General features: G+C 72.2%; 12 protein-coding genes. 4 read left to right on the forward strand and 8 right to left on the reverse strand.

The window, feature by feature from the left end; genetic code table 11:
* Positions 1-47: 47 nt before the first annotated feature.
* The 4 genes from BIV03_RS02340 to BIV03_RS02355 all read right to left on the reverse strand — a co-directional run bounded on the left by BIV03_RS02340 (position 48) and on the right by BIV03_RS02355 (position 3,131).
* Complete coding sequence (locus BIV03_RS02340; RefSeq protein ID WP_071294540.1) at positions 48-1,448, reverse strand: aspartate ammonia-lyase; 1,401 nt, start codon at positions 1,446-1,448, stop codon at positions 48-50.
* A 119-nt stretch (positions 1,449-1,567) separates the two neighbouring features.
* Complete coding sequence (locus tag BIV03_RS02345) at positions 1,568-2,182, reverse strand: carbonic anhydrase (protein ID WP_070416758.1); 615 nt, start codon at positions 2,180-2,182, stop codon at positions 1,568-1,570.
* Between the two features lie 68 nt (positions 2,183-2,250).
* The gene (locus tag BIV03_RS02350) at positions 2,251-2,889 is read right to left on the reverse strand and encodes a DUF4245 domain-containing protein (RefSeq protein ID WP_071294509.1); all 639 of its coding nucleotides are present in this window, start codon (positions 2,887-2,889) and stop codon (positions 2,251-2,253) included.
* Positions 2,886-3,131 carry an exodeoxyribonuclease VII small subunit gene (locus BIV03_RS02355; RefSeq protein WP_022906010.1) on the reverse strand — a complete coding sequence of 82 codons (246 nt, stop codon included), beginning with the start codon at positions 3,129-3,131 and terminating at the stop codon, positions 2,886-2,888. Before BIV03_RS02355 ends, BIV03_RS02350 begins: the two co-directional genes overlap by 4 nt.
* Before the next feature lie 85 nt (positions 3,132-3,216).
* Between BIV03_RS02355 and BIV03_RS02360 the strand changes: the two genes are divergently transcribed.
* Positions 3,217-3,960, forward strand: coding sequence for an alpha/beta hydrolase (locus tag BIV03_RS02360; protein ID WP_071294510.1), 744 nt, complete (start codon positions 3,217-3,219; stop codon positions 3,958-3,960).
* An 88-nt stretch (positions 3,961-4,048) separates the two neighbouring features.
* On the opposite strand, the gene xseA is transcribed toward BIV03_RS02360, so the two are convergent.
* Positions 4,049-5,284 carry an exodeoxyribonuclease VII large subunit gene (xseA, locus tag BIV03_RS02365; RefSeq protein WP_071294511.1) on the reverse strand — a complete coding sequence of 412 codons (1,236 nt, stop codon included), beginning with the start codon at positions 5,282-5,284 and terminating at the stop codon, positions 4,049-4,051.
* Positions 5,285-5,414: 130 nt separating this feature from the next.
* Between xseA and BIV03_RS02370 the strand changes: the two genes are divergently transcribed.
* Together BIV03_RS02370 and BIV03_RS02375 are read left to right on the forward strand one after the other, a co-directional pair.
* Entirely contained in the window at positions 5,415-6,473 is a 1,059-nt protein-coding gene (locus tag BIV03_RS02370; protein WP_070419185.1) for a 4-hydroxy-3-methylbut-2-enyl diphosphate reductase, read from the forward strand.
* Complete coding sequence (locus tag BIV03_RS02375) at positions 6,470-7,201, forward strand: DUF6264 family protein (RefSeq protein ID WP_071294512.1); 732 nt, start codon at positions 6,470-6,472, stop codon at positions 7,199-7,201. Before BIV03_RS02370 ends, BIV03_RS02375 begins: the two co-directional genes overlap by 4 nt.
* A 23-nt stretch (positions 7,202-7,224) precedes the next feature.
* Here the strand turns inward: BIV03_RS02375 and BIV03_RS02380 are convergent, their stop codons facing one another.
* Positions 7,225-8,484 carry a M18 family aminopeptidase gene (locus BIV03_RS02380; protein WP_070416753.1) on the reverse strand — a complete coding sequence of 420 codons (1,260 nt, stop codon included), beginning with the start codon at positions 8,482-8,484 and terminating at the stop codon, positions 7,225-7,227.
* A 94-nt stretch (positions 8,485-8,578) separates the two neighbouring features.
* A complete protein-coding gene (gene fbaA / locus BIV03_RS02385; RefSeq protein WP_070416752.1) occupies positions 8,579-9,607 on the reverse strand; it encodes a class II fructose-bisphosphate aldolase in 1,029 nt (342 codons plus the stop codon).
* A 160-nt stretch (positions 9,608-9,767) separates the two neighbouring features.
* Between fbaA and glpX the strand changes: the two genes are divergently transcribed.
* Positions 9,768-10,757, forward strand: coding sequence for a class II fructose-bisphosphatase (gene glpX / locus BIV03_RS02390; protein ID WP_079238384.1), 990 nt, complete (start codon positions 9,768-9,770; stop codon positions 10,755-10,757).
* 195 nt (positions 10,758-10,952) lie between these two features.
* Here the strand turns inward: glpX and rmuC are convergent, their stop codons facing one another.
* Positions 10,953-12,215 carry a DNA recombination protein RmuC gene (gene rmuC / locus BIV03_RS02395; protein WP_071294513.1) on the reverse strand — a complete coding sequence of 421 codons (1,263 nt, stop codon included), beginning with the start codon at positions 12,213-12,215 and terminating at the stop codon, positions 10,953-10,955.
* Positions 12,216-12,343: the final 128 nt, after the last annotated feature.

A 12,343-nucleotide genomic window follows, 5' to 3' on the forward strand; every position in this document is an offset into this window, starting at 1 on the left:
GGCGCGGTGCCAGCTGGCACCGCGCCTCCTGTCCGTGACGGGGTGCGTCAGTTCGGGTGCGTCATGCTGAGCACGTCGAGGGCGCTGTCGAGCTGCTCCTCGGTGACCTCGCCCCGCTCGACGTGGCCGAGTGCGATCACGGCCTCGCGCACGGTGACGCCTTCCTGCACCGCGAACTTCGCGACCTTCGCCGCCGCCTCGTACCCGATCACGCGGTTGAGCGGGGTGACGATGGACGGCGAGGACTCGGCGAACGCGCGGGCGCGGTCGAGGTTCGCCTCGAGCCCGTCGATCGTCTTGTCGGCGAGCACCCGCGAGCTGTTCGCGAGCAGGCGGATCGACTCGAGCAGCGCGGTGCCCATCACGGGGATCGCGACGTTCAGCTCGAACGCACCGGAGGCGCCCGCCCACGCGATGGTGGCGTCGTTGCCGATCACGCGTGCGGCGACCATGAGCGTGGCCTCGGGGATGACGGGGTTGACCTTGCCGGGCATGATCGACGACCCGGGCTGGAGGTCCGGGATGTGCAGTTCGCCGAGGCCCGTGTTCGGCCCGGAGCCCATCCACCGGAGGTCGTTGTTGATCTTCGTCAGGCTGACCGCGATGACCTTGAGCGCCCCGGACGCCTCGACCAGGGCGTCCCGGGCGCCCTGCGCCTCGAAGTGGTCGAGCGCCTCGGTGACGGGCAGCCCGGTGTCGCTCGCGAGCTGGGCGATGACCCGCTGCGGGAAGCCCTTCGGGGTGTTGATCCCGGTGCCGACGGCCGTGCCGCCGAGCGGGACCTCGGCCACGCGGGGGAGCGTCGCGTTCACCCGCTCGATGCCGAGACGGACCTGGCGCGCGTAGCCGCCGAACTCCTGCCCGAGGGTGACGGGCGTGGCGTCCATGAGGTGCGTGCGGCCGGACTTCACCGCGTCGGCCCAGAGCGTGGCCTTCGCCTCGAGCGACTCGGCGAGGTGCTCGAGCGCCGGGACGAGCGTGCGGATGAGGGCCTCGGTCACGGCGACGTGCACCGACGTCGGGAACACGTCGTTCGAGGACTGCGAGGCGTTCACGTGGTCGTTCGGGTGCACCGGGGCACCGGCGACCTCGGACGCGAGGGTCGCGAGGACCTCGTTCATGTTCATGTTCGACGAGGTCCCGCTGCCGGTCTGGTAGACGTCGACGGGGAACTGGTCGTGGTGGGCGCCACCGATGATGGTGTCCGCCGCCTCGACCACGGCAGCGGCCAGGGTCGGGTCGACGATGCCGAGCTCACCGTTGACGATCGCGGCCGCCCGCTTGATCCGGGCGAGGGCGACGATCTGGGCCGACTCGAGCCCGCTCCCGGAGATCGGGAAGTTCTCCACCGCACGCTGCGTCTGCGCCCGGTAGAGCGCGGACACCGGCACCCGGACCTCGCCCATGGTGTCGTGCTCGATGCGGAACTCGCCGGAGCTGTCGGTCACGGTGGTCGGGGTGGTGTCGGTCACGTCGTCGTGGTCCTTCCTGGGGTGCTCGCCGGCCGCGGTCGCGCCGGCTGGTGGGTGTCCCGATGGTGTCCGGGACGGGTCGTCGTGGCGGTCGGTCAGGCCTGGCCCACGACGGTGTCGACGGCGACCTCGCCCGTGGTGAGGTCGTAGGTCGCGCCGACGACGGCCAATCTACCCTCGGCGATCGCGTCCGAGACGGCGCCGGAGCGCTCGATCACCTGACGGAGCGTGGCTTCGAGGTGGGCGGCGCCGACGGATTCCTGGGGGACGTCGGCGTCGGTGGTGCGGACGCGCTCGACGCTCGGGGCGATGGCGTCGACGAGGGCCTGCAGGTGCGGGGCGGGGACGGGCTCGCCGGAGCGGGCGGCCGCGACGGCGCCGCACTTGGTGTGCCGGAGGACGACCACGAGCGGCGTGCCGAGCGCGACGACGGCGAACTCGATCGATCCGAGCACGACGTCGTCGACGATCTGGCCGGCGTTGCGGATGGCGAAGAGGTCACCGATGCCGGCGTCGAACACGTGCTCGAACGGCACGCGGGAGTCCGAGCAGCCGAGCACGGTGGCGAACGGTGCCTGCGACCCGGCGAGCTCCGAGCGGCGGTCCGGGTCGATCCGGCCGGTGCGGCGCTTGTCGGCGGCGAAGCGGGCGTTGCCCTCGACGAGGAGTCGGAGGGCGTCGGACGGGGTGGAGGCGGCGCGGTCGGGCATGGGGCTCCTCGGGTGCTTCGGGTGGATCGGGTCGTGGTCGTGCTGCTGCTGCGGCGGGTGTTTGCTCGTCAGTTCGCGAACTGCTTGCTGACGGCGGTCGCGACGGTCCGGAAGGAGCTGTCGTCGGCGGTGCCGGACAGGACGACGGTGCCCTGGTCGAACGTCGACACGAGCGAGTACGCCTGGTTGCCCGCGTCGTCGCCCTCGGCCCGGCGGTCGTACACGGTCCACTTCGTCCCGGCGATCGTGCGGGTGCCCGTGGCGGCGTGCTGGTCGAGCTGGTTCGACACCCAGGTCGCGTTCGCGTCGATGCCCTGCTGCAGGCCGATGTACTGCTTGTCCGGCGTGAGCAGGCCGACGGTCCAGACGCTCACCCCGTCGGACGTCTTGTCCTGGTAGTCGGCACGGTTGGACGAGAAGTCCCCCGGCAACGCGGGCGCGGCGAGCGTGACGCCCGGCACCTGGGCCTGCGAGGCCACCTGGCGGTAGTCGACCGTCCGGTCGCCGATCGTGGTGTCCGGACGCACGACGACCGCGACGAGGAACAGCACGATGCCGAGCGACGCGATGAGTGCGAGCACGAGGTTGAACGCGGTCTGGTGCTGCCGCCGGGCGGTGCGGGCGGCGTCCTTGCGCGCCCAGGTCTCCTCCGGTGTCTCGGGGCGGCCCAGCTCGGCGACGATCGGGCGGCCGTCGGCGTCGGTCATCGCGCTGCGCCGTCCTCGGACTCGGACGCGGCGCGTGCGGCGTCGAGCCGGGCCCGGGCGCCGACGAGCCACTCTTCGCACCGGGCGGCCAGGGACTCGCCCCGTTCCCAGAGGGACAGCGAGCGTTCGAGCGTGGCCGATCCCTGTTCGAGCTCGGCGACGACGCGCACGAGTTCGTCGCGCGCCGCTTCGTAGCTCAGCGACCGGACGTCGGGCTGCTCGGGTTCCTGCTGGGATGACACCCCTCGATCCTACCGAGCACCCACCGACGTGCCGCCCGCGGGGACGAACCCGTGGACAACTCCCGGCCGCGTAGGGTCTGGGGGCATGACGGACCTCCCCGACGGCGCGACCTGGTACCCGGCCCCGACCGCCCCGGACCCCGCGGACGCGCGACCCGACGTCGCCCTCGTCCTGCCCGGCGGCGGGTACCACGGCCACGCCGCCCACGAGGGGGAGGGCTACGCCCGGTGGCTCAACACGATCGGCATCTCCGCCGTGGTCTTCGCGTACCCGGTCGCCCCGCACCGGCACCCCGACGCCGTGGTGGCGACCAGGACGCTCCTGCGCGACCTGCGCGCCGGACGGTACCCGGGCCTCCCGTCCGCTCCACGCGTCCTGCTGGTCGGCTCGTCCGCGGGTGGCCACCTCGCTGCCCTCGTCTCGAACGCGCCGACGCCCGACGAACGCGCCGTGTCGGACGTGGACGACCGACCCGACCTCGCGCTGCTCTGCTACCCGGTGGTCTCGATGACCGACCACCAGCACCGGGGGAGCGCGGACAACCTGCTCGGCACGGGTGCGACGGTGTGGGCGCTGGGGGCGCTCGACACGGAGCTCATGGTCGACGGCGCGACCCCGCCGACGTTCCTCTGGCACACCGCCGAGGACCCGGCTGTCCACGTCACGCACTCGCTGCGCTACGGGCAGGCACTCGCGCGTCGGGCGGTGCCGTTCGAACTGCACGTCTTCGAGCGTGGCGCGCACGGGATCGGGCTCGCCGAGGGCATCGGGACCGCTGCCGCGTGGCCGGACGTCGCCGAGGCCTGGCTGCGCGATCGCGGGTGGTGACCGCTCGCCGCCGCGACACCCGCCGCGACGCCCGCCGCGACGCCCGCCGCGACGCCCGCCGCGACGCCCGCCGCGGCGTCGACCGGGGTCAGGCCCCGTCCGGACCGGGACCGTCCGGCTCGAGCGTCCCGGTGGCGGTCCCCGCGCCGAGCGTCACGTGCACGGGCGTCGCACCGCTGAGGTCCTCCGAGCCCCGCACCACGCCGCCGTCGGCCGTCTGCACGATCGCGTAGCCGCGCCGCAGGGTGTCCCGCGGCGACAGCGCCCGGAGCCGGGCGGTGAGGTGCCCGACCTCGGAGTGGGAGCGTTCGAGCCGGCGGTCGAGGAGTTCACGGGCGCGGGAGAGGTCGCGCGCCACCTCTTCCGCGCGGGTGTCGACGAGCCAGGCGGTGGACGCCAGGGCGGGACGGGAGCGCAGGGCCGCGATCCGGTCCGCCTCGACCGAGAGGGTGTGCGACAACCGGAGCCCGAGTCGTGCCCGCGCCTGCCGGACGTTGGCGAGTTCCTCGGCGACGTCGGGCACCACGCGCTTGGCCGCGTCGGTCGGGGTGGAGGCGCGGAGGTCGGCGACCTCGTCGAGGATCGGCCGGTCGGCCTCGTGCCCGATCGCCGAGACGATCGGGGTGCTCGCAGCGGCCGCGGCCCGGACGAGTCCCTCGTCGCTGAAGCCGAGCAGGTTCTGGAAGTCGCCGCCGCCGCGGGCCACGATGATGACGTCGACGGTCGGGTCGGCGTCGAGCTCGAGGATCGCCGCGGTGACCTCACTCACGGCGCGCTCGCCCTGCACGGCCGTGTGGACCGTCCGGAACTCGACCTGCGGCCACCGGAGCTGGGCGTTGCGCTTGACGTCCTTCTCGGCGTCGGAGTCCTTGCCGGTGATCAGCCCGATCCGGTGCGGCAGGAAGGGCAGTCGCTTCTTCCGGGACGGGTCGAACAACCCTTCCGCGGCGAGGGTGCGGCGCAGGCGTTCGAGCCGCTCGAGCAGGTCGCCGAGTCCGACGTGCTTCATCTCGACGACCTGCATCGTCAGCGAGCCGCCCTTGACCCAGTAGTTCGGTTTGACGGCCGCGACGACCCGGTCGCCCTGCTTGATGTCCGCGGGGACCCGGGAGCGCACGCTCGACCAGATCGAGAACGACACGGTGGCGTCGACGTCGACGTCCTTGAGCTTGCCGTAGACGTTGCCGCCCGCGACGTTCCACTGGGTGATCTCACCCTCGACCCAGGCGGTGCCGAGCCGGTCGATCCAGTCGCGGAGCTTCGCGCCGAGCAGCGCGACGGGCCACGGGTCGTCAGCCGTCGGGGGACCCTGTTCGATCGCCAATGTCGTTCCTTCCACGCGGGACGTCCATGCTGCCCGAGACCGGTGACAGCGCGCTCTGGACGGGTTGTCCACAGGTCCGTGCGCGCTCAGCCCACGCGCGTCCCGCTCACCTATCATCGGGGACGTGACGATCACCAACGGCCACACGGTCCCGCTCGCCCCGCCGCGGGTCCTCGCGGCGCGCGGCCGCCTGCGGGACGAACCGGTCGCCGGCACGAAGAAGGTCCTGCTCGCCGCCCCCCGCGGGTACTGCGCGGGCGTCGACCGCGCCGTCGTCGCGGTCGAGAAGGCGCTCGAGCAGTACGGCGAGCCCGTGTACGTCCGCAAGCAGATCGTCCACAACGTCCACGTCGTGTCGACGCTCGAGCAGCGCGGAGCGGTCTTCGTCGACGACGTCGCCGAGGTCCCGCGCGGTTCGCACGTGGTCTTCAGCGCCCACGGCGTCTCACCGGCGGTGGTGGCCGGCGCCGCCGACCGCGACCTGCACGCCATCGACGCCACGTGCCCGCTCGTCACGAAGGTCCACAGGGAGGCGACGCGCTTCGCGAAGGCCGACCGCACCATCATCCTGATCGGGCATGCCGGCCACGAAGAGGTCGAGGGCACCATGGGCCACGCACCCGACCGCACGATCCTGGTCAACGGACCGGACGACGTCGCCGCGCTCGAGGTCCCCGACCCCGAGAACCTCGTCTGGCTCTCGCAGACCACGCTGAGCGTCGACGAGACGATGGAGACCGTCCGGCTCCTGCGCGAGAAGTTCCCCGCGATCGAGGACCCGCCCTCCGACGACATCTGCTACGCCACCCAGAACCGCCAGGTCGCGATCAAGAAGGTCGCCCCCGGAGCCGACCTCGTGATCGTGGTCGGCTCGGCGAACTCCTCGAACAGCGTCCGCCTGGTCGAGGTCGCGCTGGAGCACGGCGCGAAGGCCGCACACCGCGTCGACTACGCCGCCGAGATCCAGCAGGACTGGCTCACCGGAGTCGGCACCGTCGGCGTCACGAGCGGCGCGAGCGTGCCGGAAGAGCTCGTCACCGAGGTCCTCGACCAGCTCGCGGACGCCGGCTACGCCACGGTGGAAGAGGTCGTCACGGCGCACGAGGACCTCATGTTCTCGCTGCCGAAGGAGCTCCGCACGGACGCGTCGGGCAACCCCACGCGCGCACTCGGCGGGCGTCGACGGTGAGCGGGGGCACGGACGGCTGGTCCGCGGTGCCCGCCCGCGAGCCGGGTCAGGTCGTCGATCCGTCCCTCGGCCAGGAGGCGCGGCGCACCCCCGCCACGTCGGCCGACGGTGACGCGCACGGTCGCGTCCACGGCCGTCCGGCACCGCAGTACGGCGAGTACGCGCCCGACGGTTGGGAGAACCCGGTGCTCGTCGAACAGGAGCGCCTCGAGCACGAAGAGCGCTCCCGAGCCGCTGGCGAACGCGAGACCCGCGACCACCCCGCTCGCGACCGCGATCCCCGTGCCGGTGCCCAGCGGCCCGGCCCGGCGACCGACGGCGGGACGGCTCGCCCGACACCCCTCGCCGGACGCTTCGGCCGCACCCCGCTCGACTTCGTCCTGACGGTCGGGCTGCTCGTGATCGGGCTCTGGTCGGTCGTCGAGTCCCTCGCCGTCGGCACGACCGCCTCGACCATCCGGACCCTCGTGGAGCGCCAGTACACCGAGCTGTCCGACCCGGCGGCGCTGTCGACCGCCGTGCTCGTGCGGGCGGTCGTGCTCGTCGTGGTGTTCGTGCTCGTGGCCTGGTGGTCGATCCGACGGCTCCGTGCCCGGCGCTGGACGTTCTGGGTCCCGCTCGTGGGCGGTGTCGTCGCGTCGGTGCTCGGCATCGTGCCGGTGATGGTCGTGCTCTTCCAGGACCCGGCGTTCACGGCCTACGTGCAGCGGATGGCCGCCGGCGGCTGACCCGCCCGCCGGGCGCTCCAGCGTCAGCCGGCCAGGAACGCGGCGACGGCGCCGTGCAGGGACGCGAGGTCGTCGACGTGCACGAGCTCGCGGATCGAGTGCATCGACAGCAGCCCGACGCCGATGTCGATCGTCGGGATCCCGAGCCGGGTCGCCGCGATCGGGCCGATGGTCGAGCCGCCCGGGATCGTGTTCACGTTGACGAACGGCTGCCACGGCACGCCCGCCGCAGCACACGCGGTGGCCCAGACGGCCTCGCCCTTCGCCTCGGTCATGTAGCGCTGGTTCGCGCTGATCTTCAGGAGCGGGCCCGCTCCCGGACGCGGACGGTTCGTGGGGTCGTGCTTCTCCGGCTGGTTCGGGTGCACGAGGTGCCCGGCGTCGCTCGACAGCAGCCACGAGGCACGGAACGCCCGCGCGGCCTCGGAACGGGTGGCGCCGAGGCCCTCCTGCACGCGGCCGAGGACGTCCTCGAGGAAGGGACCGCCGGCACCGGACGGCGTCGAGGACCCGATCTCCTCGTGGTCGAACGCCGCGAACACGGGGATGTGGTCGCCGTCGGCCGGGGCCTCGACGATGCCGCGGAGTCCGGCGTGCACGCTCGTCAGGTTGTCCATCCGGCCCGAGGCGAGGAACTCGCGGTCGATGCCGATCCGGGCCGGCGCCTGGGTGTCGGCGAGGAAGAGGTCCCACGACACGGCACCGTCGCCGAGCCGGGCGCGCAGCCACGACACCACGTCGGTCCCACCCGTGTCGCCGTCGACCCCGACGATCGGCAGGGTGTGCCGCTGGCGGTCGATCTCCTTGCCGTCGTTCACGCCGCGGTCGAGGTGGATCGCGAGGTTCGGGATGCGGGCGACGGCGTCGGTGGACACCAGGCGGACCGTCCCGTCCGCGTCGACGACCCGGCCGGCGATGCGGAGGTCGCGGTCGAACCACGTGGAGAGGAGCGCGCCGCCGTAGACCTCGACGTTCAGCTGCTCCCAGCCGCCGGTGCGCACGCCGGGGTTCGGCTTGATGCGGAACCCGGGGGAGTCGGTGTGGGCGCCGAGGATCCGGAACGGGGTGGTCGGCGTGGCCCCGGACGGCAGACGCCAGGCGATGACGGCACCGTCACGGACCACCACGTAGGCGCCGGGCGTCGTCGGCCAGGCGCCGAGCTCGTCGAGCTCCTCGAACCCCGCGGCGACGAGGCGGTCCCGGGCGGCCGCTGCCGCGTGGAACGCGGTGGGGGACTCGGTGACGAACTGGGCGAAGTCGGAGGCGATGGCGTCGGCGGTCACCCGACCATCGTGGCACGGCGGTGGAGGTGACCGGACGCAGAACGGGGCGCGTCCGTCGGACACACCCCGTTCCTCCAGGCCGTTGCTCGGGGTGTCAGCCCTTGGTGTGGCCGGCCGAGCCGAGCACCTTCGCGGCCTCGCCCACGCGAGCCGCCATGGCGGTCTCGGCGACCTTGCCCCAAGCGCGCGGGTCGTACTGCTTCTTGTTGCCGACCTCGCCGTCGATCTTCAGGACGCCCTCGTAGTTCCGGAACATCGAGTCGGCGATCGAGCGCGTGAACGCGTACTGCGTGTCCGTGTCGATGTTCATCTTGATGACGCCGTTGCGGACGGCCTCGTGGATCTCGTCGTCGGTCGACCCGGAGCCACCGTGGAAGACGAGGTCGAGGGGGTTCTCACCGGTGCCGTGCTTGGCCGCGACCGAGGCCTGGATCTCGCCGAGGAGCTCGGGGCGGAGCTTGACGTTGCCCGGCTTGTAGACACCGTGCACGTTGCCGAACGTGAGCGCGGCGATCCAGCGGCCCTTGTCGCCCAGGCCGAGTGCGTCGACCACCTTCTCGACGTCGTTCGGGGTCGTGTACAGGGCGTCGTTCGTGCCCTCGTGCTCGACGCCGTCCTCTTCGCCGCCGACGACGCCGATCTCGACCTCGAGGATCGCGTTGATGTTCCGCGTCTTCTCGATCATGGTCTTGGCGATCTCGATGTTCTCGTCGAGCGGCACGGCCGAGCCGTCCCACATGTGCGACTGGAAGATCGGGTTGCGGCCGGCGCGGACCTCTTCCTCGCTCGCTGCGATGAGCGGCAGGACGAAGCCGTCGAGGGCGTCCTTCGGGCAGTGGTCGGTGTGCAGCGCGACGGTGATGTCGTAGTTCTTCGCGACCTCGTGGGCGAACTTCGCCATCGCGAGGGCACCGGCGGCGCGGTTCTTGACGGTGTGGCCGGCGAAGTAGTCTGCGCCACCCGTGGTCACCTGGAGGATGCCGTCCGAGCCCGCCTCGGCGAGGCCCTGGAGGACCGCGTTGATCGTCTGTGACGACGACACGTTGACGGCGGGGTACGCGAACTTGCCGGCCTTCGCTCGTTCGATCATCTCGGCGTACTGTTCCGGCGTTGCGATGGGCACGTGGATCTCCTTCGACTTCGGTGGTGTCCTCGCCGATCGTAGTCAGCCGGACTGGAGGCGCGGTGCGGGTTACGCGGTCGGCCCGCGCCCGGCGTGCACATGCGTCCACGGGGCCGTTGTCCGGACCGTCGGTCGGCTGCCGGTCGGTAGGCTGGCGGTCGTGACTCCCACGACGGAAACCGGCTCCCTGTTCCTCCAGCCCGACCGCAACCTGGCGCTCGAGCTCGTGCGTGCGACGGAGGCCGCGGCGATCCGTGCGCAGCCGTGGGTCGGGCGTGGTGAGAAGAACCTCGCGGACGGTGCTGCCGTCGACGCGATGCGGAAGTTCCTCGGCACGGTGAACTTCGACGGCGTGGTCGTCATCGGCGAGGGCGAGAAGGACAACGCCCCGATGCTCTACAACGGCGAGCACGTCGGCAACGGGCACGGCCCGGCCTGCGACATCGCCGTGGACCCGATCGACGGCACCTCGTTGACCGCCGCGGGTCGCCAGAACGCGATCTCGGTGATGGCCGTCTCGGACCGCGGCTCGATGTACGACCCGTCCGCCGTGTTCTACATGGACAAGATCGCCGCCGGCCCCGAGGGTCGCGGCGTCCTCGACCTCGAGAAGCCCATCGGTGACAACATCCGTGCGCTCGCGAAGGCGAAGGGCAAGGACCTCGAGGACATGCAGATCGCCGTCCTCGACCGTCCCCGCCACGACGAACTCATCCGGGCGATCCGTGCGACCGGTGCCGGCACCCGGCTGCTGCTCGACGGTGACGTCGCCGGTGGCATCGCGGCGGCGCTGCCCGGGTCGACGATCGACATGTGCGTCGGTGTCGGCGGCACCCCGGAGGGCATCATCACCGCGTGCGCGATCAAGGCGCTCGGTGGTGTGATCCTCGGCAAGCTCCAGCCGAAGGACGACGAGGAGCGCGAGAAGGCGATCGCCGCCGGGCACGACCTCGACAAGGTCCTCGACCAGGACGACCTGGTCACGGGCGACAACACGTTCTTCGTCGCCACCGGTGTCACCGACGGTGTGCTCGTGGACGGTGTCCGCCGGTCGCGCGGCGTCATCCACACGGATTCGCTCGTGCTGCGGTCCCGCTCGAACACGATCCGTCGCATCCAGGCGGACCACCGCGCGGAGAAGTGGTTCTGATCCGCTGACGCCGCGGCGCGGCGGCGCGGACGGCGCTGCGCGGCGGCGCGGCGCACATCGCGTTCGCACAACCGAAGTCCGTCCGAACCACGTTCCCGCGTGGTTCGGACGGACTTTCGTTGTGCGGGGCGGGGCGGGGCGGCGCGGCGCGGGGCGAAGCGGGGCGGGGCGGCGCCAGCGCGCCGGAGCGCGCGCTCAGTCGTCGTCGAGGGCGCCGACGAGCTCCGGCGCGGTGAGCAGCCGCGGCTCGTCGGTGATCGTCGCCGGGTCCGCGATGACCTTCGACTCGTCGAGGAGTGACAGCCGCCGGGCACTCGGCAGGACTTGCCGTTCGAGTGACCCCACGAACCGGTTGTAGTCGACCACGGAGCCCCGGATCGACCGCCCGAGCTTGTCGACGTGTCCGGCCATGGTGGCCAGGCGGCCGTACAGCTCGCGGGAGACGCGGAAGAGCTCGTGCGCCTCTTGTGAGACGACGTCCTGCTGCCACGAGAACGCCACGGTCTTCAGCACCGACCACAGCGTCACCGGCGACGCGAGTGCGATGCGCTTGCGGAACGCGTGGTCGAGCAGCCCGGGGTCGGCGGCGAGGGCGCTCGAGATGAGCGACTCCGACGGGATGAACGCCACGGTGAGCTCGGGCGACGCGTCGTAGCCGGTCCAGTACTCCCGCGCGGCGAGGGCGTCGACGTGCGCCCGCAGTGCCTTGACGTGCTGCCCGATGAGCGCATCGCGCCGGGCTCCTTCGGCGCCGGTCGCGGTCGCCGGGATCTCGGCGGCCTGCAGGTAGGCGCTGAACGGGACCTTGGCGTCGACGGCGATGGTCTTGCCACCCGGCAGGTGCACGACCATGTCGGGGCGCGCGGTGCCGGCGGTCGTGGTGACGGAGGACTGCACGTCGAAGTCGACGCGCTCGAGGAGCCCCGCGGCCTCGACCACGTTGCGCAGCTGGGTCTCGCCCCAGACGCCGCGCGTGCTGTTCGACGACAGGGCGCTGGCCAGCGTGTCGGCGGTGGCGCGCAGGCGTTCCTCGGACTCGGCAGCGGAGCGCAGCTGTGCCGAGAGGGCCCCGTACTGCTCGCTGCGGGACTGTTCGAGCTCGGCGATCTTGGCGCGCATGACGTCGAGCGTCTGGGCGACCGGGCTGAGCGCGGAGAGCACCTTCGACTCGCCCTGGGTCCGGGCGGCGTCGGCGCCGTGCATGCGCTGGACGAGGTGCTCGAGTTCGGCGGCCCGCCGTTCGAGCGAGTCGACCTGCCGCCGGTACTGCGCGTCCTGCGCGTCGAGCCGTTCCTCGGCGTCTCGACGGACCTCGTCGAGGCGCGACCGGAGCGCCTCGGCGCTGGCGCGGGACGTGGCCGCGTCCACGCCGGCGCGGGACCGCGCGAGCGACCAGGCGACGACCGCACCGACGGCGACGCCGATCATGAGACCGATGACCAGGGCGAGGATCTGCATGTCGCGACCTTGGCAGGACCCACCGACACCGCGCCTCCTGGGCCGCCCGAATCCATGTCATGACATTAGGGCAAACAAGGTGTACAGTCGTGATCGTCCGCCGATGAAGCCGCACGGAAGGTCCCCCG

The organism is Curtobacterium sp. MCBA15_016, from assembly GCF_001865105.1.
GTDB lineage: Bacteria > Actinomycetota > Actinomycetes > Actinomycetales > Microbacteriaceae > Curtobacterium.

Bases quoted from the DNA above. Each gene is read 5' to 3' on its own strand.
- BIV03_RS02345 (WP_070416758.1), bottom strand. From the start codon at position 2,182: ATGCCCGACCGCGCCGCCTCCACCCCGTCCGACGCCCTCCGACTCCTC.
- BIV03_RS02350 (WP_071294509.1), bottom strand. From the start codon at position 2,889: ATGACCGACGCCGACGGCCGCCCGATCGTCGCCGAGCTGGGCCGCCCC.
- BIV03_RS02360 (WP_071294510.1), top strand. From the start codon at position 3,217: ATGACGGACCTCCCCGACGGCGCGACCTGGTACCCGGCCCCGACCGCC.
- rmuC (WP_071294513.1), bottom strand. From the start codon at position 12,215: ATGCAGATCCTCGCCCTGGTCATCGGTCTCATGATCGGCGTCGCCGTC.